This window comes from cyanobacterium endosymbiont of Rhopalodia gibberula (assembly GCF_003574135.1).
Taxonomy (GTDB): Bacteria; Cyanobacteriota; Cyanobacteriia; order Cyanobacteriales; family Microcystaceae; genus Rippkaea.
The window spans coordinates 1,606,975-1,632,602 of sequence record NZ_AP018341.1 but is presented as its reverse complement, the minus strand read 5'-3'; the positions used below and the strand labels follow the sequence as shown (position 1 = coordinate 1,632,602).

13 protein-coding genes are annotated in these 25,628 nt (G+C 34.5%); 7 read left to right on the top strand and 6 right to left on the bottom strand.

The window, feature by feature from the left end:
* Positions 1-669 precede the first annotated feature (669 nt).
* Positions 670-1,329, top strand: a complete 660-nt coding sequence (locus RGRSB_RS05230) for an HAD family hydrolase (protein WP_119260141.1) — start codon at positions 670-672, stop codon at positions 1,327-1,329.
* A gap of 1,023 nt (positions 1,330-2,352) precedes the next feature.
* Here the strand turns inward: RGRSB_RS05230 and RGRSB_RS05225 are convergent.
* A complete protein-coding gene (locus tag RGRSB_RS05225) occupies positions 2,353-4,284 on the bottom strand; it encodes a chromosome segregation ATPase (RefSeq protein WP_119260140.1) in 1,932 nt (643 codons plus the stop codon).
* A gap of 252 nt (positions 4,285-4,536) precedes the next feature.
* Between RGRSB_RS05225 and RGRSB_RS05220 the strand changes: the two genes are divergently transcribed.
* The 3 genes from RGRSB_RS05220 (at position 4,537) to RGRSB_RS05210 (ending at position 10,736) form a co-directional block, all read left to right on the top strand.
* Positions 4,537-4,971, top strand: a complete 435-nt coding sequence (locus RGRSB_RS05220; RefSeq protein WP_119260139.1) for a DUF2996 domain-containing protein — start codon at positions 4,537-4,539, stop codon at positions 4,969-4,971.
* Positions 4,972-5,374: 403 nt separating this feature from the next.
* The gene (gene dnaN, locus RGRSB_RS05215; RefSeq protein ID WP_119260138.1) at positions 5,375-6,556 is read left to right on the top strand and encodes a DNA polymerase III subunit beta; all 1,182 of its coding nucleotides are present in this window, start codon (positions 5,375-5,377) and stop codon (positions 6,554-6,556) included.
* Between the two features lie 1,753 nt (positions 6,557-8,309).
* Positions 8,310-10,736 (top strand): heavy metal translocating P-type ATPase, encoded by a 2,427-nt coding sequence (locus tag RGRSB_RS05210; RefSeq protein WP_119260137.1) that lies wholly within the window; start codon positions 8,310-8,312, stop codon positions 10,734-10,736.
* A 96-nt stretch (positions 10,737-10,832) separates the two neighbouring features.
* On the opposite strand, the gene RGRSB_RS05205 is transcribed toward RGRSB_RS05210, so the two are convergent.
* On the bottom strand, positions 10,833-11,180 hold the full coding sequence (locus tag RGRSB_RS05205; protein WP_119260136.1) for a hypothetical protein: 348 nt from the start codon (positions 11,178-11,180) through the stop codon (positions 10,833-10,835).
* A 62-nt stretch (positions 11,181-11,242) separates the two neighbouring features.
* Between RGRSB_RS05205 and RGRSB_RS05200 the strand changes: the two genes are divergently transcribed.
* Together RGRSB_RS05200 and RGRSB_RS05195 are read left to right on the top strand one after the other, a co-directional pair.
* The gene (locus RGRSB_RS05200; RefSeq protein WP_119260969.1) at positions 11,243-12,196 is read left to right on the top strand and encodes a DNA polymerase III subunit delta'; all 954 of its coding nucleotides are present in this window, start codon (positions 11,243-11,245) and stop codon (positions 12,194-12,196) included.
* Between the two features lie 873 nt (positions 12,197-13,069).
* Positions 13,070-13,696 (top strand): cysteine dioxygenase family protein, encoded by a 627-nt coding sequence (locus RGRSB_RS05195; protein ID WP_119260968.1) that lies wholly within the window; start codon positions 13,070-13,072, stop codon positions 13,694-13,696.
* A gap of 1,321 nt (positions 13,697-15,017) precedes the next feature.
* Here RGRSB_RS05195 and RGRSB_RS05190 read toward each other — a convergent pair.
* Both RGRSB_RS05190 and RGRSB_RS10085 read right to left on the bottom strand, forming a co-directional pair.
* The gene (locus RGRSB_RS05190) at positions 15,018-15,206 is read right to left on the bottom strand and encodes a type 2 periplasmic-binding domain-containing protein (protein ID WP_119260135.1); all 189 of its coding nucleotides are present in this window, start codon (positions 15,204-15,206) and stop codon (positions 15,018-15,020) included.
* A gap of 202 nt (positions 15,207-15,408) precedes the next feature.
* Positions 15,409-15,570 carry a hypothetical protein gene (locus RGRSB_RS10085; RefSeq protein WP_172582043.1) on the bottom strand — a complete coding sequence of 54 codons (162 nt, stop codon included), beginning with the start codon at positions 15,568-15,570 and terminating at the stop codon, positions 15,409-15,411.
* A gap of 215 nt (positions 15,571-15,785) precedes the next feature.
* Here RGRSB_RS10085 and RGRSB_RS05185 point away from each other — a divergent pair, with 215 nt between their 5' ends.
* Entirely contained in the window at positions 15,786-21,731 is a 5,946-nt protein-coding gene (locus tag RGRSB_RS05185) for a translocation/assembly module TamB domain-containing protein (RefSeq protein WP_119260134.1), read from the top strand.
* 1,248 nt (positions 21,732-22,979) lie between these two features.
* Here RGRSB_RS05185 and lgt read toward each other — a convergent pair.
* Together lgt and RGRSB_RS05175 are read right to left on the bottom strand one after the other, a co-directional pair.
* On the bottom strand, positions 22,980-23,810 hold the full coding sequence (lgt, locus tag RGRSB_RS05180) for a prolipoprotein diacylglyceryl transferase (RefSeq protein ID WP_119260133.1): 831 nt from the start codon (positions 23,808-23,810) through the stop codon (positions 22,980-22,982).
* Positions 23,811-23,962: 152 nt separating this feature from the next.
* Positions 23,963-25,027: an LOG family protein gene (locus RGRSB_RS05175; protein WP_119260132.1), complete on the bottom strand. Its 1,065-nt coding sequence runs from the start codon at positions 25,025-25,027 to the stop codon at positions 23,963-23,965.
* Positions 25,028-25,628 lie beyond the last annotated feature (601 nt).

Below are 25,628 nucleotides of genomic sequence, written 5' to 3'. Positions count from 1 at the left end.
CTCACAACTCTCCATGGCATTATAGTCTTAAATTCATTTAATTATCTCTCCACATTTTGCAATCATATTGTCAAGTTTATCCCGAATAAGTCCCTCTGATTTGCCTCGATTTCAACTTAGATATTTGGCATAACTTTAATCTGTCTTATGGATTATGACACAGATATTAGACTCATCTTGCGCAATGTCTGTCTAAATGCGTTTTTTCGTGCTACTACAAGAGAATAGTCTGCTAAACTCCACAAATAACCCGCTATATTAATAAAATTAATCAGACGATACTGAAAAGGTAATTTCTTTAATCAGAAACCATTATTAGATAAATGCAAACCATTTAAAATCTTAGTGTATTTAGTGCTGGATGTTGAATGTATTCCATATCAAGCCTTGCCAGCTATTATAACAAAAAAACTAAGTTAATTCTTACCCCGGATGTTAGGACCAAAAGAAATATGGTTTTTCTGTTAGATTGATCATCATAGTAGGAATAAGTAGAAAAAAATTCGGTTTTGTGTGGATCAAAAACTAACGATAAGACAGGCATATTTTTTTTACTCGAGCGAATTATTTAAATACTAAAATTTTCTCATTTAGAAACTGTCCTAACGTTTTTGTGCAATGCTATAATTTCCAATAATGGCAGCACTATCCTAACGTTTTTCTTAACCAATGTTTAAAGCAATACTCTTCGATTTGGATGGAACAATTGCCCATACTGACACAATTCACTTCTCAATATGGCAATCTTGGCTACAGAAATATGGGCTAAACATTGACTTATCTTTTTACCAACAAAATATTAATGGCCGACACAATCCGGATTTTTTGCGTCAATGGCTATCAGAACTCTCTGAGGAGGAAATTCAACAATTAAGTAATGATAAAGAAGCTTATTTTCGGGAAATAGCACAAGATCAATTACGACCGCTTACAGGACTGTTCACTCTACTCGATTGGCTGAGGGATTGCCAGCTTAAATCGGCAGTTGTTACCAATGCCCCTCGTTCTAATGCTGATTTTATGCTAAAAGTTCTTAAACTCCATGACTTCTGGGAAACGGTTATCGTAGGGGAAGAGTTACCCAAAGCCAAACCAGACCCTTATCCTTACCAAGAAGCATTACGATGTTTGAATATTTCCCCCGATGAGGCCCTCGTTTTTGAAGATTCCCCTACTGGTATTTATTCTTCCGTAGGTGCGGGAATTTTTACCGTGGGCATTTCTACCACTCACTCGGATGAGGTATTGTCCGAATGTGGTGCTAAATTGATCATCCATGATTTTAGTGACCCGCGATTAAAAACTATCGGAGTGTTAGATAATATCTAAATCACCATCTTCTCTGTAGGACAGTCTCCTTCTTTCCTATCTTTAATTTCTTTTTTTCTCTGACTTCTAAGTCTAGAAACTCTCTACAATAATTTTTTTAACATGCTCATTATATTTTTAGCCCAACACATTAACTCATTTTATCGATAAATAACAAAATTACTTGGCGAACTTTTATTTTTGGTAGAACTGCAATAGTTGCTGTTGTCAGTACCCGATTTCCTATTCGGCAAAACAGTAATCCTGAATCAATAATCTCTATCCTGAGTCTGTCTCAGAATTCAAGGATTTATACCACCTATAAATAGGACAGTACACGGAGACGCTATGCACAGCTCAAAGGTTTGTACAGGTTCATTTATCCTGACAGAGATATTGGCGGGGATTAAAATGATATCTAGTTTAACATGCTCAACATAAAGTAATATTCAGATAGACAACAATTTGAGGTGATTGACCATACACTGAGTGCTTGTTGTACAGTTTAGAATTATGCCTCGAGAGAAGGTAAAGACCGCTTAGTACTTCGTAAACTAATCACTCGTCAATATTTGCCCTCTAAAATAAAAAATATATTATTCTTCTTGGTGTTTCTTATCCTTATCACTATAGCAGTCTCAGGGTCTAATCAGCAGCCAGGAAGACCAACAACATTTTCAAGACAGTTGGTGCTTAAGTTCTACAATAAGCTTTAAGCGTTTTGGACAGAGTTTTTGCTGACATCTAATAAAAAAACAATATATTAAAGTCATTATCTAGGGTATGAATCCTAGAAAATAATGATAACTGAACTAAATTAGAAAATGTTTTTTTGCAATTATTCAAAATAAATGCTGTCAACCGAGGAACAGATTTAAAATGCTGTTCATATCTTTGATGGAAACGGTTCAAGTCACAAGACAATTCAGTGAGATCAAGACAAGACTTTTAATCCACAATACCATTTTTAATAAATGCTGCTTTCAGCATAGAATTACTGCTATTTATAATTAACCAATTAGAGCAACAAGTAAGCTTAGACTCTTAGTGATTAGTTTCGATAACGAGATCATTTGTTAGTGGAACGGCAGACTTAAGAGGGACAGGAGGTTTTGTCACAGCATGAGGAGTAGAAGAAGTAGGAGGGTTAAGTGCTCTTTGCCAAACTCTAATTTGAGTTTGAGCCCCATGATAGGAAGTACTCTCAGCTGGAATAATCTGGGCAAGATTAATGGCCTCTTGAAACAAAGCTTTGCGAGCCTTATCTTCGGCAATAGACAACAGTTGATAACTCCACCGATTGAGAGCTTGTCGGCTTCGATTGCTAACCTCAGTAGAGCCGGGAATTTTGCCGATGACTTCAATGGCTGATCCCAAGGCTTGGGATGTTCCTCCTTGGGCAATGAGATAGGCTTCTTGAAGATCTTTTTGAGCTTTAATTTCTTGTTGCCACTGATTGATTTTATTTTGGGCTTCTCGAAAGAGAACCCGATCTCGGCCAATTCGTCTAGCAGCCTGAATTGCGCCATTATAATTTTTGGAATTTCCTAAAAAGATAGCTTGATCTAAAATCGGTTGATCCTCTTGCCGTTGAATACTCACACGCCACTGATGAATATTTCTTTGTGCTTCGTCATAAAGAATACGGTTGAAGGTGATCAGATTAGCTTTAGTGATCGCTTTTTGTAAAGCTACAACAGTTCCTCCACGGGCGATATCTTGAGCTTGATCTAAAATCGGTTGATCCTCAACTCGTTGAACTTCCAGAATCCAGGCTTGAATTTTTTGACGTACTTCTTGGTAGCGAGGGTTGCCAGAAGGAATTAATTCGGCATAGGTAATAGCGGCATTTAAGTCGTTAATAGTTCCTCCTCTGGCTAAGTTTTGAGCTTTTTTAAGACGGGTAACATCTTCGATTTCGAGTTGCCAACGATTAATTAAATCTTGGGCTTTTTGGTATAGAGGACGATCCGCGTCAATTACTTGGGCTGAAGCAATGGCCATTTCCAGGCTTTCTACCGTACCTATTTTTGCTTCCATACCTGCATTAGCCAAATCTTTCCAGTCATTCATTTCTTCTATTAATAAAAAGCTCTGGGGAAGGCGCTCAACCACATCGAGGAGGGGTTGCCAACGACGAGCTTCGAATAACCCTTCGATATGATTGAGTAGCTTGTTTTTAGCATTCTCAATTAAGTTTTGGGCTTCTCGGTGCACGTAACTGTCGTTAGAAATTTTTTGGGCATCAGCAATCGCTGCCAGCCAATTATCGACCCCTCCTTGACGAAAAATCTGATAGGCTTTACTAAGTCTCTTGCTTTCTTCTTGGGCTAATTGAATTTGTTTAACAGTCGCATCGTACTCGGTTGTTGCCCAATATTTGTTTGGTAGACTCAGCAGTTTAACAGCTGAACGGAAGGCTTGATTCCATTCTGATTTTCGTAGCATCTCTTCAACTTCGGCAAAAATTTCTTCTCCTTTTTGCCACAGTGATCTCCATTTTTCGATTCTTTCTTCAACCACGCTATAAACTTGAACGTGACTAGGAACTTTACGAGCGATAGTGGTAGCCTCTTGGAGTTTTCCACTTTGGAATTTTTCTTCAGCTATATCAAGAATAGCGATCGCCCATTCCTCTACACTTTTATTGATTTCACTTCGCAGAGAATGATCTAAGGGTAAGGCTTCTACTAGATTAATTGCCTTGAGTAAACTATCTACAGTTCCTTGAGCTGCTTCAAGTTGAGCGCAATAGATTCGCATTGAGGCTGAGGCAATCGGCCAAAAAATTCTAGTACATTGGGGGGATTTTGGCAGTCTAAGTAACATAGAAGTGGCAGTAAATCCTACCATTCCCGACGCGAAAATAAGAATAATTACCCACAGTTGCCAAGGTAATTGACTCAGGTTCAAAACAACTTTCTTTTTATCTGAAAATTCTCTGATTGCGATCAGCGGTTTAGTGTATTGATTCATAGTTCAAAAGACCATAATACCTTGATGTTTCCTCATCATCCACAAAGGTTTCGTTGGTCATTATCCCTAAATTCTTCTGAAGTGGCAAATCATAACCGAATAATCTTGAGAAATTCCGAGTCTCTGTCAAAACTTAGTAGTCTTTAGGGGACGATTCATTATAGATTAAGATCTGACGTATCTTTTGATATAGATACTGTACTTTTGAGTATTTGTTGTCTTGTAATTACCGTTTTACCCAATCATTCGATTATGGCAGAAGAAACTACTCCTAACGCTAAACCGACAGCTAAAAAAAAGGAAAAACCCCCTGCTCTTGAAGATAAACCTTTTACTGAATTCATGGAGCAGCATTTTACCCCAACCTTGCACAAAAAATTGATGGAAACGGGACTAAATGACGTTAAATTGTCTTTTTCTAAGAGAAAATTGGCTATCCCTGGCGTTAGTACTAACGAACCATATTGGCAAGTTATCGGAACTTGGAATAAGGGTCAACGTCAGTTCAACTTATACTTTCTAGAAGAAGATATTAGCGGCTCTAAAGCTTTTTCTTATGGTACTGATGGACTTCCTCCAAGTACCATCGAATCGTTTATGATTGATGAACGAAAAGTCACTTTAGATTTAATGGTATTGTATACTTTACAACGCCTTAACGGTCAAAAGTGGCTCACTCGTAATTAATTTCAGTCCTGTTTAACAGGTAACTTGCTAGAGGTAAGTTTTAACAAAATCCAAGGGCATACAATGTTCATGCCCTTTGGTATTGTTTATTAATGAGTAGAAATTATGTTGACAATAAGCCGAGCAATTTATCTATAGATAAACTGCTTTATATTGTTTAGCTTATCAATTAAGTCTAAAGACAGTTAAAGTGAGCAAATATTCGAAAATTATATCACCGCGTGTGTATGTAGAAGGTAAAGCTTTTAGCAATATCAGATGCCTCAATACTGCTATATCTTGACCAGAGTCAGATATCACTGAAGCATTGACTACCTTAAACAACGACAAAATTTTTCCTGAAATGTTTTTTTGACAAATAGTCTCTCGAAAGAGATTATCTTTATTCTGAAGGTGTTCCCCAATGGAATTTGTTTGCAGTCAAGGTGAACTTAACAGTAACCTTTCCTTAGTCAGTCGTGCTGTTCCCTCTCGTCCTACTCACCCTGTGTTAGGCAATGTATTAGTGGTGGTGGATGCCGACAAAGGACGAGTTAGCCTTACCGCTTTCGATCTCAGTTTAGGCATTGAAACCAGCTTTAATGCTGATGTTACCCAAGGAGGAAAAATTACCCTGCCAGCTAAACTACTCAATGAGCTTGTTTCACGACTTCCAGAAGGAGAAATTACCCTTATAACTAACAAAGATGATCTAGAGAACGATACCCAATTAATTATCCTGAAATCTGCATCAGGACAGTTTCAACTACAAGCTATGAGTGCTGAAGAATTTCCTAAACTTCCTACAGTAGAAGGAGGAGACACCCTCAAATTACCTATCGCCATGTTAACCGAAGGGTTAAAAGGATCTTTGTTTGCTGCCAGCAGTGATGAAACTAAACAAGTTTTAACAGGAGTTCATGTTGCTGGAAACATTGATGGTTTGGAATTCGCTGCTACTGATGGACACCGTTTAGCGGTGGTGAAAACCCCTCTACAAACTGAAACAGATAGAGAAGAAGAGGCAAAAGGAATGCCTGAAGGAGATTTTGCAAGATTTGCGGTCACTATTCCTGCCAGGGCTTTACGGGAATTAGAGCGAATGTTTGCTAATCATCAGGGTACAGATACAGTAGCCTTATATGTGGATAATGCTCAAATAGTCTTTGAATTGGGAGAACAACGACTCACCAGTCGTAAATTAGATGGCACATACCCCTCCTATGATCAACTAATTCCCCTTCAATTTGCACGGACAGTGAGTCTAGATCGAAAGCAATTTATAAGTAGTCTTGAACGGGTAGCTGTCTTGGCTGATCAAAGAAACAATTTAGTGAAATGTACAATTGATAAAGAAAAAGGGCAAATATCTTTATCGGTAGAAGCACAGGGCTTGGGCAAGGCCAAGGAATCTATACCGGCTCAAATCACCGGAGAAAGCGGCGATGTTGCTTTTAACGTTAAATATCTTATGGATGGACTCAAGGCGTTACCGACTAAGGAATTTCAGATGCAATTAAATGCAGGTAATCAACCCGTAATCTTGACTCCTTTGGGGGGAATAAAAATGATCTATCTAGTGATGCCTGTACAGATTGTACGATAAGCTGTTCATTATCTAATACCCAAATCTAATTATGAAAGTTGACTTATAAATTTCTTTTTTGGAAACTCTTCACTTCGAGGGTCTTAAGCCCTCTGCTGTAGCAAAAGGAAAATATGGGGTCAGGTTCAGTGTTACTCCCGTCTAGTTGAATGAAATTGATCAGAATTTGTATGATGAGTCAAAACGACTATGATAGACGATAAACTACATTAGTCTCAACTATTGGACCACAATAAATAGCGAGCTTAAACAAAAAATGGTCACAAATGAAAAGAGGTAAAGTTATGACCATTGTGGTTTCTCTTTGCAGCTCAAAACATCGAACCTATAATTTGTAAAATCCATTGCAGATCTTTTCCCATTGCAGAAAAACACTTCTTAAATCTAGTCAGCTATGATTGTTTTTTGGAGCTTATACTCTCGATAGTGATATTGCTGTGCTGTTTTTTTCTGATTTGTGACGAAGAAATTATAGGAATTAGTTTTATCAAAACTACTCCAATTGCAATCTTCCATTAAGTTTATTGTGGAGTATACACCGAGTTTTTAAAAGTTTAATTGAATGAAATAAAAAATTTGTGGTCTAATCTTACAGATTTAAACTACGTTTAATCATAAATTACTACGATTAATTATTGATTTTTAAGTTAGTTTAAGGCAAAACAGATAAATGTGAGCCTGTTCCTGAGTTAATTCAAGACTTAATTGACAAACGATTTAGATACTAAGAATATATTGCTCAAAAATTCTTGGAAAAGTTCTATCAACAAGGACTTCAAATAACTCCTTGTCTTTTGTCGATTACGAGGTAACGGTTAGTGAAATTTAATATATACAGTGTAACTTAGTAAGTTTTATTTAATTGAAACAATTAACGATCAATCTAAAAATATTTCTCAGATTTAACATTTGATAAATCACAGTGTTTGGAACTATTTTATTAACTTTTTTGCTCGATTAACGGCTTATACGTAGTTTACATAAAAAACTTATTACGATTAAGGTAAGAAGGTAGTATAGTCTCGCTTTTTTTATCTTTAAACAAAAATTACAGTTCTAATTGTTGACGATTACTATTCTAGGTGATGGTTAACCTCGTTGCATTTATAAAAGCTCCTTCACTTGCGTATTCTCCATAAGGAAAAGTGGCAACGAAATCGAATGTACCGAGTAATTCATGTGGAGTATCTTTTTTGGGGATTAAGTTAAATTTTTGAATTAAACGACATATGGTAGTGATACCAACTCTAACACCTATTTTTTCTTGTAAGCGAGTGCTTAGTTCTTGCAGAATATCATCGTTATCTTGTTCCAGTAATTATTCCATAATATTTAAGTTATTCTGCACCAATTAAAGGGAGGTTTTCTCCATCGTGAGGGAATAGTTATATGCTTATCATTGCTTCCTAATGTCTAAAGAGACGATTAGCAAAACTATGAATTGACTTGAAAACGCTTTGCCTGTTTTCCATTACATGGAAAACCGCCGTTATTAGACCTTGAAGCTGAAGTTAAGGACTTAAAAAAATTCTTAGAGTTAAGTTGGAGTCTAGATGCAAACCTCGATTTGCTATCGCTGAACTCGAGGTAGTTGACAACGTCGCATAACCAGCCTGACAAATGTTGAAGATGACGTTAAAATAATTACTCCAAGATGCACCATCCTCCCAAGGCTGACTAGAATTTAGATCTGAGTCTAACTTTGTAATTAATCTCAATCCTAATAGAATTAAATACTCACAAATTAAGTAAAATGGTGCAACTGTCCTCCAAAACTGAAGAAACTCCTTCCCAACTCAAGACAGAAACCGTTGTCTTAGACGTGTACGAAATGAAATGTGCCGGATGCGTCAAAGCAGTAGAAAGGCAGTTAAGTCAACAGTCTGGGGTGATATCTGCTTGTGTTAACCTAATTACCGAAGTTGCCGTTGTTGAATATAAATTAGGGGAAGTTCAACCTCAAGCTTTAGCTGATAAATTGACTAGCCTTGGCTTTCCCACTAATTTAAGGAAGTCGTCAAACCAGCTCCTAAGTCTAACCCATTCGAATACAGTTAAACGTAAGGAACAACAAAAACGACGATATCAATGGAAACTGACTACTGCTGTTATCTTATTAGGATTTTCAGGGCTAGGACACCTACAACATCTAGAAAATTTTACGATTCCCGTAATCGGTAATGTATGGTTCCATGGGGGGCTGGCCACTCTAGCTTTATTAATCCCTGGACGGGAGATTATTATCGATGGTTGGCGGGGATTACGTTACGGGATGGCCAATATGAATACCCTAGTGGGCTTAGGAACTGTGAGTGCCTATGTTGCAAGTTTAATTGCCTTGTTTTTTCCCCATTTGGGGTGGGAATGTTTCTTTGATGAGCCTGTCATGCTGTTGGGGTTTATTTTATTAGGACGCACCTTAGAAGGACAAGCAAGAAACCGTGCCTCCGATGCCCTAGGTGCTTTAATTGCTCTACAACCGTCTGTTGCTCGTTTAATCGGTGACCCCTTTACCGAAGATACTTCTAGCATTGAAATTCCTGTCGAACAAGTGCAGACAGGAGAATGGATACGGGTTCTTCCAGGGGAAAAGATTCCTGTTGACGGAGAAGTGGTAACAGGAAAAACCCTTATAAATGAATCTTTAGTCACAGGGGAATCAGTACTGATTCCTAAACAAGCTAAAGATAAAGTGATTGCCGGAACTCTTAACCAGTCAGGAGTGATCACCATTAAAACAACCCATGTTGGAAACGATACCACCTTAGCCCGGATTATTGCCTCTGTTGAAGATGCCCAAACTCGCAAAGCTCCCATTCAAAAATTTGCTGATACAGTTGCTGGCTATTTTGCCTATGGAGTAATGGTGATCGCTTTACTGACTTTAGTATTTTGGTTAGGGGTTGGAACAAAAATCTATCCTCAGGTCTTGGAAATGACCAGTCATGGCCACCTAATAGGAGTTCAAAAGGCAAAAGTTGCCCTCTTGTCATCTCCTCTTCCTCTCTCCTCTTCCCCTATATTGTTAAGTGTAAGGTTAGCAATCGCTGTTTTAGTAGTAGCTTGTCCTTGTGCTTTGGGGTTAGCGACTCCTACTGCCATTCTAGTGGGAACAGGTATCGGAGCTGAACGGGGGTTATTGATCAAAGGAGGAGATGTCTTAGAAAAAGTACATCAACTTGATACTATTGTGTTTGATAAAACAGGAACTTTAACTTTCGGATGTCCGAGGGTAACCGACTGTATCTCCCTAACCAAAATTAGCCCTCAAAGGCTGTTGCAATTAGCTGCAACGGTTGAAAGTGGCACGAATCATCCTCTAGCGACCGCTATCTTAGAAGAAGCTCAACGTCAGAAATTGCTTCTTCTGAAGGCTGAGCATTTCCAAACCCAAGCAGGACTAGGGGTAAGTGCAGTAGTCGGAGGGAAATCGGTTTTATTAGGTCACAAAGACTGGTTGAAAGAACAGGGTATTACCTTAAATGAGGGACAAGCTTTAATCAAAGAAGATAAAACCCTAGTTTACGTAGTACTTGACAAGGAAGTACAGGGAGTTATCGTCCTCGAAGATACCTTGCGTCCTGATGCCAAAGAAACCATAACCCGTCTTCAAGAAAAGGGACTAGAGGTTATTATATTAACTGGTGATCGCCAGTTTGTTGCCGAGTCCATCGCCCAACAACTAGGTGTTAATCAAGTATTTGCCCAAGTTCGACCTGCTGAAAAAGCTACCATCATCCACTCTCTTCAACAACAGAAGACCAAAGCTCAAATGTCTTCTCTTTTAGCCTCTCACCCCAGGCTCAAAAAAGTTGCTATGGTTGGAGACGGTATTAACGATGCTCCAGCATTAGCCCAGGCAGACCTGGGTGTGTCCTTGCAAGGAGCTACAGAAGTAGCTTTGGATACAGCAGACATTGTCTTGATGGGAACACATTTATTATCGGTAGTTCAAGCTATTGACCTGAGTTTAGCAACCTTCAATAAAATCCGTCAAAATCTCTTTTGGGCTTTAGGATATAATATCCTAGCTATTCCAATTGCCGCAGGTATCCTACTACCAACCCTGGGATTAAGTGTAAGTCCGGCTTTAGCGGGAGGGTTAATGGCTTGTAGTTCCATTACTGTAGTCACCAATTCCTTGTTATTGCGTCGTCAATTTCCAAATAAATTCGACTAGTGACTTGGATTACGGAAAAAAATTGCTTTAGTCCCTCCCAGAGAGATGAAGTTTCCCATCCAAATTTTTAATCGCTTTTGATGTACTTGATAATAATTAACTTGTAGCAGAGGCAACTAAATGCCATTGTTGATGTTGGCTAATTATTTCCTGAATCTGTTCAAATCGTTGTTTACAATGATTAGTAACTTGTAAGGGTAATTCATCATTTTTGATAACCCAAGTAATAGGAACCTCATCACTCTTTGCTTTAGTGCTATCAATAAGAATTTCCACCGTCACTAATTTGGAGAAAACTACCTGACCTGGAATTTCTCGTGCCATCATATAATCTGTTGCATGGTAAACCAATTCGAGTCCACACGATTGCAAAACTCTGTCGATTGCTTGAGGGAGTTGGTCCAAAGGTAAATTAACTAGATAAGAAGAAGTATATCGAGCCATAAATCTAAAATTCCTAATTCAAGATAAATTAATTCAAACTGTTGCCTGTCATCTTAATGAGTATCAATCCTTTTCAGCAACTAATTGGACAGCCTCAAGCCGTTGAATTGTTAGAACAAGTAATCGCTAAAAACCGGATTGCTCCAGCATACCTGTTTACCGGTCCCGTTGGTGTTGGACGTAGTTTAGGGGCTAAATGTTTCAGCGAAGCTTTGCTCTGCCTCAATATTCCTCCTAAACAACAATTATTAGTTCAAAAACGCATCAGAGAAAGAAATCATCCCGATTTATTGTGGGTAGAACCAACTTATCAATATCAAGGTCGATTAATTACACTTCAAGAAGCTAAAAATTTAGGAATAACCCGCAAAGTTCCTCCACAAATTCGAATTGAGCAAATTAGAGAAGTTACCAGGTTTCTTTACCGTCTCCCCTTAGAAGCCTCTCGAGCTCTAGTCATTATTGAAGATGCTCAAACTATGACAGAAGCAGCTGCTAATGGATTATTAAAAACTTTAGAAGAACCAGGAAAAGCTACTTTAATCCTGTTAGCTCTTCGTACAGATGAGCTTATCCCAACTTTAGTATCTCGTTGTCAGAAAATTCCTTTTTATAGTCTATCTTATGAAGATTTAATCAAGGTTTTAAACGAGCAAGGAAATAAAGAAATTGTTCAAGATTTAGAGATAATATCTTTCGCTCAAGGAAGTCCAGGAGAAGCAATTATCGCTAGTAAGCAATTACAGAATATCCCAAAAGACTTATATCAAAGAATCAAAAAAATACCTTCTAATCAAATAGAAGTATTAGAATTGTCAAAAATTATTGTTGAAAAATTAGATATTCAAACTCAACTATGGTTAGTTAAATATCTGCAATATTATTATTGGACAAGATTCAAAAATAGAAAATTATTAGAAATTTTAGAAAAATCTCGTCTCTATCTTTTGAGTTATGTACAATCTCAATTAGTTTGGGAATGTTTGTTATTAGAAATCCTTTCTGTACATTCCTAAGTAAACTGCTAGAAAATCTTATTTATTTACCGTCCGTGTCACTCTATCAAACTAAACTTAGAAAAGTAAGACTTCAGGCGTCTAAAACTTGAGCAACAGATAAGTATTGTTGTAACTCAAGGTAAATACTCTAACTGCAAGAAGCTAATTTACTATAACCAAGGAAAAAAACTATAGAATAAAGACATAATCAACACTATCACAATTAAGGAAACTTAACCGATAATTCCTTTGATAAAAACTTTACTGAATTGCTAGATGACTTAGCCATTAACTTCGAGTTATCAAAATCTGACAGCAAACTTGATGAATTGGTAAGTTGATTTGATTCAGAACTGTCACAATCGACAACTCATTCTCCGTCAATCTCTTTATCTTTCAACCTAATGATCAGCAAATGATTAAGAAGATTGTAAAAAAATAGCTTCAGATCTACCTTGCGATTTGGTATTCCATGACATTCCAATACCACTTATGAACGGTTTGGAATTCTTGCCCAGCATGTAGTCTTCACAATTAGCAGAAATTTTCGTAACTTTACAAACTTGATGATAGGTTAATCATTACTATCAAGTAGCTGCTAAATTAGAAGAAGGTGTTTGTTTTACTAAATCATGTTTTGAATCAAACAGTTATCAACGAGTGCTTGCAGGAGTTAGAAAAGCGATAACAACCACAGCAAATACTATTGATGACAAAAACAACTCTATACTAAATTAAAGGAGGAGTTCTACTGAATGCTACTAAGTGATTAACGAGAGATGGGGTTTTATTAGATCTCAATGGTTTGATAGAAAGTTAAATGCACTCATAAGTTGACACTTGTTGAAAGAGAAGATGATTCTCTAGAAGTTACTTAAATAAATGGAACAAATGGCCAAACAAGATTGGTTAGTCACAGAAAATGGTAATTGTTTAGGGTTCGATTCTCCTAGGGAGTGGGATTTGTTATCCAAAACTAACCCCTATCGATTGTATCGGTTTTTGGAAGAACTTGAAGATATTCTCAATCAAGGAGAAATGACAAACCAAAAGGAAAAGAATTTACTTAAGTCCATCCGTCGAGTGGTAAGAAAGTTGATTCTTAATGTTTACTGGGTGAAAACTATCATTCCTGACCCCTGCCCTAAAACAGGTACTGCGTTATCATTACTCTATGATGAACCTGGATTTTCTTTAACGCTTCAAACCGAAATTATGTTGCCAGGAACTACCACCTCCATCCATAATCATGGGACTTGGGGGGTAGTAGCTACTTTGAGAGGACAGCAAAAAAATAGTTTTTGGAAACGATTGCCAACTTCAGAAGTTTCCAATAAACTTCAAAAAGTTGAGGAAAAAATACTTCGTCCAGGAGACATTATTAGTTTCACTAGCAATGCAATTCATCAAGTAGAAGCAATAGGAGACGAACCTACTTTTACTTTAAATCTTTATGGCGAAACTATCTCCAATCGTTTTAATTTTGATCCAATTACCCATCAAGCACATAAATTTTAATAAACCAAAAAATATTTATGATAAATTAATAATTATTGACTAATCTAATCAGAGTTAAATTCATGTCGTTTTAACTAAAATTGTTTATATTGACTTCTTAAAGTAAGACTTTGTTTAGCTACCTAAGCTAAATTGTATTCATTTTTAAACATCGTCCCTAGTATGGTATTTTAATCATGGAATATAAGTTGGTATAAAAAATAAGTATAATCCTTTTTATTATTACCACTTTAATTCAGCTTTAACTGAACTACTTATATAAAGTATATAATTATCTAGAATAATTTTAGAAATTGTTATAATCTCTCATCTTTTTCTAAGAGCTTTTTAATAAAATTTATATTTTCTTATTTTTAAGTCCTTATTTATTCCACCTATCGTATAAGATCATACTCTTTCTATTTCTTGAATATTCCATCTATAAATGGTAAATTATTTTTCTCATTGTGTTTTTTAAAACTTTTACCAAATTTACATTTTTTAAATCTATGTACTTTTATATTTAAACATAATATTGTTGTTTTGCTTCTGGAAGAAGTTTTCTGGTCACAAGTCAACTTCGATATAGCAATAAAAAGAAATTAGTAAAATGTGATCACAATTCTTTTTAAAAACTTCCTATGAATTAAGAAACTCTTTGAGCATATTATTACAGTATTTCAATTACTGTTATCAAAACAAACTTAGCAATAAATAAAAGAGAAAAAAATCAATTTTAAAAATAAGACTTAACAAAACCACAAAATACACTTTTAACTCTTATTAAAAATAATTTTCTAAAAGAAAATAAAATAATTATAAAAATTGTAAAATCTGAGCCTTATTATCTATATTTTATAGAAATTTAAATATTGATATTATTATTGGTTCAGGACTTACTTTTAAAGTAGCAAAAATATATATAAATAGATATGAAGCGTTTTTACTATAAACAGTCAAATAAGAGTTAACAATTCTGTAATCTATTTTTTTTATAAATTAAGTAATTTTTTATAAAAAAATTCAGTAAATATAACTTTTTATTTTTATCTTTATATAAACTTTTAATAAATATTTTTTATAAATTAACTAAGTTGGATAATAAACAAAAAATCTTTTACAAAAAATAAAATTTTACTAAAAACACCAGGACAGTTTATTTGTCTGTAAAATTACATTAATTTTTCTGTCATGAATCAGAAATGACTCACTTAATTAATTAAGTTTTTTTGTTTTACTCGGCTATTTATAATCGTTTTTACGGGTGATTACTAAATACTATATATATTCACTTTGACCTCAAAGGTTGTAATAAACTAAATCGAGTAACTTACCCAGCTCATTAAATACTTGCTATACTCATCTTATAATTAATTTTATATATTTTAGCAGCAGGTTGTTGTTGTTCAATCACCCGTGCATTGGTAATTTTAGGAATTACTCCTACTTGACGGACAGCGAGGGGGTCAATTGTTTCTAGTCCGCTCCCTTTTTTAACTAAAATTTTGGTACCACTGGCAAAATAACTCACCGTAAAATCTACTGTTTGAGTTCGTTTTCAAGTTACTCTTGTTGAAGAATATTCAATATCAATCTTTCTTTTTTTAATAAAAGAGAAGCAATTCTTAGCAGTTACTTCTACCAAATTAAGTTTAATGGGTTTACCTATTTTTTTTTTGAATATCTCTACGAATTACTTTGAGAATATCCAAAGAATATCCCACCCATTTTCCCTAGTCATTAACGTAACAAAAAAAAATAGCGTCTTTACGATTTCCAGCGATAATCACTCCATTTTGTCTAATTTTTTTCAAAATCCCACTAGCCAAACTGGAAGATTGGCTGATTGTAGCAAACATTAAAATTAAGCTTACTAAAGCTAATTTTCTCCCCATTGTCTCTTCCCTAATACAGCTTAGGTTTATAGACAAAAGAGATAGAAGAAATGTTTAGCCGAAGTTGATTTACTTAAATAATAAGAGTGTGATTTAGGCAAGTCGCAAAGATCCACTTAAAAATTTTCCGTCGCTTATGAGAAATAGATGCTAATGTAACTAGCCAGGTATGTTAACTTGATCAGTAAATCCTGCTGAATTCTGCTTAAGCAAAAATGACAACTAATCCTCCAAATTCACCACTAGAACCGTCTAAAAAAAATAATTTTTTAACTAAATTAGCTAATTTTGCTAGGCGGCCTTCTACCCTTGTAATAGGTGGAGTGTTGTTAATGTTGGGGATAAGAACCTATAGTGGAATTAATTATTTTGTCTATAAAAAATTATCACCTCTACTTTCTAAGGAATTCAGTAAACTTCTTGAGAGAGATGTTAAAGTAGGTGAAGTAGAAAGCTTTTCTATTAATAGTATTAATGTTGGACATTCTTATATTCTTACAACTAAGACGGATACTGATTATGCTGAATCTGAAAAAGTTGCCATCAGTTTTAATCCTCTGCCAATCTTTATTGGTAGACCTTTAATTATTGATATTACTTTCAAAAAATCTAATCTTTTTATCGAACAGAATAAAACAGGAGAATGGATTAGATTACCCATAATTAAAGAAACAGGAGAACTTAATCTTCCAATTAATGTTGATGCTAGGATTCGTCTTGAAGATACAGATATTAAGGTCCATCCCTACGGATTTAAAGAACCTCTATCTCTGGAAGCAAACGGACAAGTAAATTATAACTATCAGTCCAATGACAATCAACAACTTAGTTATATTTTCGAGGTTAATGTTCTCAACAGTGAGATTGATATAGAAGGAGAAACTAATATTAAGAGTTGGAAAACTCAAGCACAATTACAGGTTTATAAACTAGGATTAGCTGAGTTAGTTTCTTTGATTCCTAATTTACCTATTACCCTCAAAAGTGGACAATTAAATAGTAATTTAAATTTTTCTATTCCTTCTTTAGAAGAAATAAAAAAATTTACAGGATTAGGAGAATTTAATATCTCTACTTTTGAAGCAAATATTAAACCCTTAAAAACTCCCCTTAAAGTTAACTTTGGTTTAGATTTTCAAGGAAAAACTGTTCTCTTACAAAAGACAGAAATTAGTCTAGGAAAATTGATTGCTAAAATTACTGGGAAAATTAATTGGGACCAAGGTTATAATGTTAATGTTGATATTAATCCAGTTTCTCTAAAAGATTTACTTGCTATTGTTCCTCTGAAGTTACCTCTTCAACTAAAGGGGGAAATTAACGGAAAAATTCAACTTAATGGAAAAATTAGGGATCCTATTTTGACTGGAACAATTAGCAACACAAAACTTTTGCTAATCGATCAGGTTATTATTAAGACATTTACAAGCAATTTTAAAGCTGATTTAGATCAATTTATCCTCGAAAAAGTCAGAATTATTCCTGCTGCTGGGGGAAAGATTATGGCTAGAGCAAAAATAGAGCCAGGAGTTCTAAAAGAAACAAAAAAACAAAAAAAGATTGATTGGAAAAAAATCCCTTTTTTCTTTGCTTTTGATATTCAAGTTCCCACTGAAGAATTAGTAACTCCCTATTATAAAAATAAACAAAATATTAGTTTAGGAAAGATTACCGCTAAAGGTACAATTATCGGAACTTTAGGAAACCCATTGGGTCAAATAGAATGGCATTCTCCGAATCTAATTAATAATTCAAAAGAACAGATTTCAGGGAAAGGAAAAATTTTATTATCAGGACTAGAAATTTCACTTCAAGAAACAATTTTAAAGTCGACAAAAGGACATGTTACCATTCATGGTTTAGGGAGTTTAAAAGATAAAAAGTGGAAGATAGCTTTGAAAGCTGATACCTTTTCTATCAGCCCATTTTTAATGATTACTTGTTCTGTTACTACTTGTCCTAATCAAGTTTATCGTCAGTCAGTTACTCTTACTAAGAGTAATATAAAATTATCTGGCAAAATAGACAATTTTTATTTAGTTAAAATTAATGGTCAGGTAAATTTAACTGTCAATGTTGATGGTGGTATAATCGTCATGAGTAGTCGTCTTACTAATAACAATATAAACTCCACTGTTAGTATATCAGAAATTTATCTTAATCCCTATATTTCTAATTTGGTAGTTCCTATAAAAGTAACAGAAAGTCACTTTAATCTATCAGGTTCATTGAACAAACTCTTAGAAAATTTAACTTTAAATATTAACCATTTCCAAGCAAAGGGAAATTCCCAATTAACCATTGATGGCAGTCCTGTTAATGCAACTATAGATTTAAGCGATGGAATCTTACAAACAGTGGTAAGTACCTGTCAAATTTCCCTTGACAAAATCATTCCTAATTTATTCGTTAATGTTAAGTTAATTAAGAGTAATTTGACCTTAACAGGAAATCTAAATTCTATTCTTTTATCTTTAGAAAAAAACTCGATTTTAAATAGTTTAAAAGCTAATGTTGAGGCACAATTTATCGTAGAGGATAGTTTAGTTAAACTTACAGGAAAGCTAAGAAATGGTCAAGTAAATGGGTTAGTTAGCTTTGGTGAATTATACCTTAATAAACTTGTTACTACCTTACCTGTTGCTGCAAAAGTTATAGGTGGAAAAATTAAATTTTCTAGTCAATTAACACCTTTATTTTCTCCTAAACCTGATGCAAGTAGTCTCGAACTAATAGCTAATTTACAGCTTTCTGCCGCCCAAGGTAACATAAATACCATTACTCGATTACATAATAATCGGTGGACAACAAACATCAATGCATCTAATCTCAATCCTGCTCTGATTTTAGAGAAAAATATTCCCCAAGCATCCTTAACTAAAATTTTTAACTTTAACGCAGAAATTAAATTTTCTGGCAGTATAGAAGATTTACTGGAAAGAAAGAGCCTTATTCCTGTTCAAGTTAATAATATTGCCGTTCAAGCCGATGGACAAATTTTAAATGCCCGAGGAAATTTGCAATTGTCTAATCTTTGGAGCAACCCTGATATTGTCAATATTAACCTATCGGTTAATGCAAGTTCTAATTTCGATCAATTACCCTTAACTCAATTATTTTCTAATATTCCCCTAGATAAAAAATTCCTTCTCGGAGAACTTAACGTAGAAGGTCAGGGAGAATTTACTGGAAAATTTTTAGGGAAAAACCTTTTAACCTCTCCTTTATACCCAGGTAATCTCCAATTATTAGGGAATTTAAAATTTACTAATTTTGTCTTTAATGATCAGGTTTTTGAAAAAAATTTAACAGGAACTATTAAGGCAACTTTTAGAGAAAAAATAGCTCTAAATTTAGAAGGAAAAGAAGATAAAATTACTGCAGTCTTAACCCCTTGCACTCAAAAAAAATGTTTTGCTCCTTATGTTCCCGCCTCTTTTGAATTACGTCAAACTGCCGGAGAACAATCCCCTATCCTTGTCCAAGGAATGCTAGAAGGTGATCGCCTTACTACCAAAATTGAAGTATTACCTCTAAAATTGGCTAGAATTTCTCTAGGTCAACAATATGGCGTCCCTAGTTATCTTTCAGGTTCGGTTAGCAGCCAATTAGAGATCAATACTTCTACTCTTGAAGGACGGGGAACCCTCACTATTCACAAACCAAAGTTAGGATTTATTGAAGGGCGACAACTCACCGCAAATGTCCATTATAAAAATAATGTGGCTTTTTTACACAATGCAAGCCTGAAATTAGGAAAGAGTGATTACAGTGTGCAAGGGTCACTTAATCTTCAATCATTAGCTTTAAAAGGAAAATTAACGGTTAATGATGGTCGCGTAGAAGATCTGTTGACGGCCTTAAACGTCACCAACCTTGAACAGGTCTTAGACGTAATTAAATTACAACCCCCAGACTATACTACTGCCGAGGCCATCCCTCCACAATCTGTCGGAGATGCTCAAGCAACCATTGCCGGACAAGTAAACTTATTAGGGGTTATCGATCAAAAAATACGCCAATTAGCTGCTCTTCGTAAAGCAGGAGGAATTCCTACCGAATTGGATATTCGCGGTCACTTCGATGCCAATGTTGCCCTAGGAGGAACTTTATTGGACCCCACTTTTAACCTAAAATTCATGGGAAATAAGTGGGAATGGCATCCTCAACAACCATTCCCCGACATTGTGCCACCCTTGGGATTGGTGATATTAGATGAACAATTTATTCCCATTAACTCTGTAAAAGTCCAGGCTAAGTCAAAAAATGGAATAATTGAAGTTAAATACGCTCAAATACGACTAAAAGAAACATTATTAGCTTTAAAAGGAAATTTTTCTTCACAAAACATCGATTCTGAGTGGAGAGTGCAACGCTTATCTGTTGATACCGTAGGTAATTTTGTGAAACTTCCCGTCGATATTGATGGGTTTGTTAATGTGTCAGGAACTCTAGGCGGAACCCCTACTCAACCAGAAATACAAGGACAGTTTGCCTTTTTAACAGGAGCATTTCAAGGGCGATCACTTGGAAAAAACCTACAAGGGCGATTTAGCTATCAAGATAGTCGGTTTCGACTCGCTACTACCGATACATCCTTTGTGTACTTAGCAGTTAATATTCCTTTTCCCATTACCCCCAATAATGATGTATTCAACATTGAGGCAAAACTAGGCACAGACGCACTAGAGTTAGTAAGCGTTTTGACTGGAGAACAAGTAATCTTAATTGGCGGAGAGGGACAAGTTAACGCCCAAGTTCAAGGACGCATTAATCTTTTTAATGGAATGACAGTTAATGATTTAAACGCCCAAGGAAAAATACTCCTAAGTGAAGCTATTTTCCAAAGTGCCGCTTTGCCTGAACCTTTAACTATTAGCGGAGAAATTAACCTCGATGATCAAGCCATAAAAATTTCCCAACTGCAAGGAACCTTTGCCCAAAGTAACCTGATCATTGCCGGAGTATTACCCTTATTTGAGTCCCAACCTCAAGTTGAGAACCCCCTCACTGTTGCTATTGAAAAAGGAACTATTGATTTAGAAGGATTATATAGTGGAGGAATAGAAGGAAGCATTTTTGTTACTGGAAATGCCCTTAAACCTTATGTTAGCGGTGTGGTTCGTTTAGCTGATGGACAAGTCTTTATCCCAGAAACACCGGAAATTGCCACAAGGTTACCTAACGTTGCCTTAACTCAACCATCAAAAACTCGTCGTCAAGTGTTTTTCTCTCAAGAAAATATTCCTTTTATCCCTGAATTACGGGATTTTAGAGTAATTATTCAAAATTTATCAGTACAAACTCTGCCTCTATTCCAGTTTCAATTTGGGGGAGATTTAATAGTTAATGGCTCTTTAAATAATTTAACTAGTCTGAAGCCTCAAGGAAATATTACCCTTAATCGAGGACTTATTAATTTTCTTGAAACCCGCTTTTTTCTTGAACGTCGGAACCTTAATCGAATTATTTTTTATCCAGACAAAGGATTATTAAATCCCGATCTTGATCTACAACTGCGGACAATTGTTTCAGAAGTTCCTGAAACCTCAAAAGATTTCCGTGCGGCTGATACTACTGAAATTCCTGATGATAGTTTAAATAAAGTACAAAGGATTGATATAAACTTGGCTCTTAAGGGATCTTTAACTCAATTAATCCCCAGTTTTGATAGAGACAAATCCGAGTCGTGCTTGATTAAAAATTTTTTACAACCAATCCGTATTGAAACCACCTGGTCTGAGGAAGAATTGACCCTTTTAGAAAACTGTTTAACTCTTCTGGCTGAGCAAAGTCAAGAAAACTTAGATGAACAACTTCTAAGTAATCCAGTGATTAATTTAACTAGCAGTCCTCCGCAAAGTCAAGGACAAATTGTCCGCTTATTAGGAAAACAACTATTTGTTTTAGCTGAGTCTTTACAAAGACAAAGTACTGAGCAGTTAATTCAATTTGGCATTGTCCAATTAGCATTATCAATGGTATTTCAAACCCTTATTTATGATATGGAGAGTACCATCAGTGAAACAATTAGAAGTACGGATTTTAGAGTTGTCCCATTCTTAGAAACTATTTATGAAGTGGAAGATAAAGGGTTTATTAAATTCTCCTATGATTATGTCCTTAATGAATTTAGAGTGCGCTACGAAAAACAATTTTAGTTAACTATTAATGAATTGAGAAGAAATCATGTAACTAATACCAACTAAAAAATAATCAAGATAATAATTAATTTATTATCTTAATTTATTAATTGACTAAAATATGTTGAGCCATTCAACGTTTTACTATCAATAAATATTTTTTTTAACCATTAGAGGCACAACCAATAGCTAAAAACAAATATTTATCTACGTATTGAGTCAGAAAAATATCGAAAAACAGGAAAAACTTTTCCTTTTTTTACTGATTAAACAACAAGCTAAACTTAGTAAATATATTCAATAAAAATCTAAACTATAATCTCAATCATAGATCAATTTTATTCTTGATAATATCAATAAATAGAAATCAGTTTAAAAAAAAACAATATTAACTCATCCATCTATATAGCTGTCGATATAGTTCTTTCTTTTCTGGTTCTGTTAGCTAAATTTTCTAGAAACACTTACATATAGTAATTACTCTTTATTAGCTGTTTTTTATTTTGCATTTATTTAAGTTCACTTACTTAACTATTTTGTTATTGGCATTTTACATTTATCTAAAACAGGGAAAAAAATTTAGATTTATGTCTTTTACTATAGTCATATCCTCAGTGTTATAGTTGAGTTAGTTAATTCCTGGTGAGAAGATCGGTTAACTACGATTAAAATCAATTCTCTGTTAAATAACAGTAGCTTACAGCAACTCAAACCGTCGTTTTCTTTGTTTAATCTAAAGTAAACATCCTCTAATTATTAAGATAATTATATTGTTACTATCCCTTCTTGATTAATTAAGATTAATAGATAAATAAAACACGATTTAATTCAAATAAATTTTAAAGAGTTTCGGATTTATCATTAAGTTGTCATTTTACTGAAAGTCATGGTAGTAACAGCAGTTTTTATTTAGATAGATTAAAGTGAAAAAACAAAAAATGTTAGTTGCATAAAAAATAAAGCTATACTCTATAGATATTTTCAGTAAAATTATAGAAATTAACAATAAGATCAATCAATTAACTCAACAACTAATTAGCTAATCTAGCCACTACAGTTATCATTAGCTATCTAATCAAAATTTCCTATAACATAATGGTTAAAAGATATTTCAAGTTAGGTTATAATCATATTTTAATTTTTTCCAAAATTGCAGCATGAGACAAGTCTATTCAGTAGAGAGTTTGATATCTATTACTATAATTATGATTTCAAAAACTTATTTTCTGTTTAACAAACTGTTTAAATAAAAAAAATATGTGTTTATTAATGATAAACATCTGGTAGTGCTCGCTTCGCCTTATAGAGCCATATCAAACCCGAAATCCCCAACCCTATCATTACTAAACTAATTACTTGAGCAATTTTTAAAGAGCCTAACATTAGGCTATCTGTTCTCAATTCTTCTATCCAAAATCTTCCGAAACTGTAGGCTATTAAATAGACTAAAGATAATGTACCTACTTTGATTTTATCCCTATGTTTTAATCCAACAAAAAATAGACTTAGTAACAGAAAAAATACTAACAGATTCCAAATAGATTCATATAAAAAAGTTGGATGAAAATATTCCTGATTAATATAGGTTAAGGGACGATGATTTACAGGAATATATAGTTTCCAGGGTAAATTAGTCGGAGAACCAAAAGCTTCTGAATTAAAGAAATTTCCCCATCGTCCAATGGCTTGCCCTAAGGTTAAAGATGGTACAATTAAATCTGCTAACTGCCAGACAGAAACTTTATTTAAATGAGCAAAAATAATAGCTGCTAAAGTTCCTCCGATAATAGCTCCATGAATGGCAATTCCCCCTTTCCAAATAGCAATGATATCCTCTGGATTTTGAGCGTATTGTTGCCATTCGAAGATAACATAATAAAGTCGAGCGCAGGGAATAGCACAAATGACTAACCAAATCACTAGATCAGCTATTAAATTGGGATCAACCTGACGTTTTGTGGCTAGCCATTGGGATAAAGCAACACCAATTAAGACCGAAGAGGAGATCAATAAGCCATACCAACGAATAGCAAAAAAACCAACTTCAAAGACAATTGGACCCGGAGATTGAAACTGAAACCCTAATAAACTGTTCATTATTTAAGTTAGTAGTTGAGACATCGGAGGAATAAAGTGTCAATACCAAAGTCAATCAAGTACAATTGCACGGATCAACAGCTTTTGAACTCTACCAAGTCAGCAGTTAAATATTTTTCCCCTTGTTATTTTCTCATAGTTCTCACAATTGCCTACTTCCATTGAGGGTGAGGTTCTAGCGATAAACAAGGACTATATTGGTTGATCTGATTAATCATTTGATATAAGCGACCAAGGTTGCGCTGGTCAAAATAAAACACTAAACGGGGTAAGCTTTCTGTTTCATCTCCTTTTTCACTAGGTAAAGCAGCACTTTTATAAATTGTTTCTTTGACAAGAATATCTGAATAATCCTCATTGAGCTGGTCTACTTGTTCATCAGATAATTCTGAATTAAGACGCATCACAAATAAATCTCCCACATAGCGACTTGAATGATACACACAATAGAAATTATGGATAACGTTACAGGCATGGGCTAAATTGTCTGTAATAGTATAGAGATTAAAATCTTCTGTACTAATTAATCCCCGTTGTAACAAATTCTTCTGGTTATGCTCATTCCAAGTTTTCCAATAATCGCCTCCAGGTTCATCAATTAATACCAAAGGACAAGGTCCATATTTTCCTGTTTGAGAAAGAGTTAAGGTTTCAAAAGCTTCATCCTGGGTGCCAAACCCTCCTGCAAATAGAGCTACTGCATCACTTTCTCTCAGAAAAAAGAGTTTTCTGGTAAAAAAATATTTAAAATTAATCAATTTGGAATCATTAGCAATAAAAGGGTTGGCACTTTGTTCAAATGGTAATTGAATATTAAGTCCAAAAGAATGCTCTGGTCCTGCTCCTTCATTTCCTGCTTGCATTATCCCTCCTCCTCCGCCTGTGAGAACCATAAACCCAAACTGAGTTATACGACGGGCAAATTCAACTGCTAAACGATACTCTGAACTTTGGGAAGACAGACGAGACGAGCCAAAGATGGTAACTTTACGTATGTGACGATAAGGATAAAAAGTCTGAATCCCTTGTTCTAAGTCTTCTAGGGCAGCAGTTAAAATTTTCCAGTCGAGGCGGTCCATCTCTTCTCCCGCAATTCTTAACAAGACAGATAATGCCCTGTTGACTAAGGTGCCATGTTGATGTTCTGACAATTTTGTTATCAATTCCCCTATGTCTTTAGCTAAAGAAGGGATTGTATTATCTTTTGATAAAGTCATAGTTTTGTATTGAAGACTACTTTCATTGTATTCGAAGTTTTATTTATTCAGATAAATCTCTATGTGTTTAAAAATACATATAATTAAGAACATAGAGTTTTCTCATTATCTCAAGTTTTGTATTGTTTTTCTCTGATTTTTTTAGTTGTATCAATTAATAATTGTAACTTTTTTTGTACTCAGCATAATAGACTAACAGTCAGTCTTTTTTATAACTTTTATTATAATTGTATTTTTTTATTACATAAACTTGGTTTTTACCAAAATTGAGTTTTTTAGATTGAGTAAATACGTAAAATAAAACTTCCAACTTTTATTGATTATAATGTTGTCACAGATAGTCTAGAATAGACATGATTATTAAGTATTTAAAAACTAAAAAAAAACTAATAGCAGTTTTTGGTTGAATAGATAGTCCTCTAAGGCTCTCTAAGAGTTGGAAGTTTGTATATTTTTACTATTGATGCGAAAATCAGTATAAACTTGTATCAAAAAAATACTAATTCTTCTAGAAGGAAATAATATATCTTTGGAAAAGTGACATAGTAATTTTTATGTTAACTATCATGAGTTTAGTTTTATTACTAACCACTTTCATTTT

Bases quoted from the DNA above. Each gene is read 5' to 3' on its own strand.
- RGRSB_RS05230 (WP_119260141.1), top strand. From the start codon at position 670: ATGTTTAAAGCAATACTCTTCGATTTGGATGGAACAATTGCCCATACT.
- RGRSB_RS05225 (WP_119260140.1), bottom strand. From the start codon at position 4,284: ATGAATCAATACACTAAACCGCTGATCGCAATCAGAGAATTTTCAGAT.
- RGRSB_RS05220 (WP_119260139.1), top strand. From the start codon at position 4,537: ATGGCAGAAGAAACTACTCCTAACGCTAAACCGACAGCTAAAAAAAAG.
- dnaN (WP_119260138.1), top strand. From the start codon at position 5,375: ATGGAATTTGTTTGCAGTCAAGGTGAACTTAACAGTAACCTTTCCTTA.
- RGRSB_RS05210 (WP_119260137.1), top strand. From the start codon at position 8,310: ATGGTGCAACTGTCCTCCAAAACTGAAGAAACTCCTTCCCAACTCAAG.
- RGRSB_RS05205 (WP_119260136.1), bottom strand. From the start codon at position 11,180: ATGGCTCGATATACTTCTTCTTATCTAGTTAATTTACCTTTGGACCAA.
- RGRSB_RS05195 (WP_119260968.1), top strand. From the start codon at position 13,070: ATGGCCAAACAAGATTGGTTAGTCACAGAAAATGGTAATTGTTTAGGG.
- RGRSB_RS10085 (WP_172582043.1), bottom strand. From the start codon at position 15,570: ATGGGGAGAAAATTAGCTTTAGTAAGCTTAATTTTAATGTTTGCTACA.
- RGRSB_RS05185 (WP_119260134.1), top strand. From the start codon at position 15,786: ATGACAACTAATCCTCCAAATTCACCACTAGAACCGTCTAAAAAAAAT.
- lgt (WP_119260133.1), bottom strand. From the start codon at position 23,810: ATGAACAGTTTATTAGGGTTTCAGTTTCAATCTCCGGGTCCAATTGTC.
- RGRSB_RS05175 (WP_119260132.1), bottom strand. From the start codon at position 25,027: ATGACTTTATCAAAAGATAATACAATCCCTTCTTTAGCTAAAGACATA.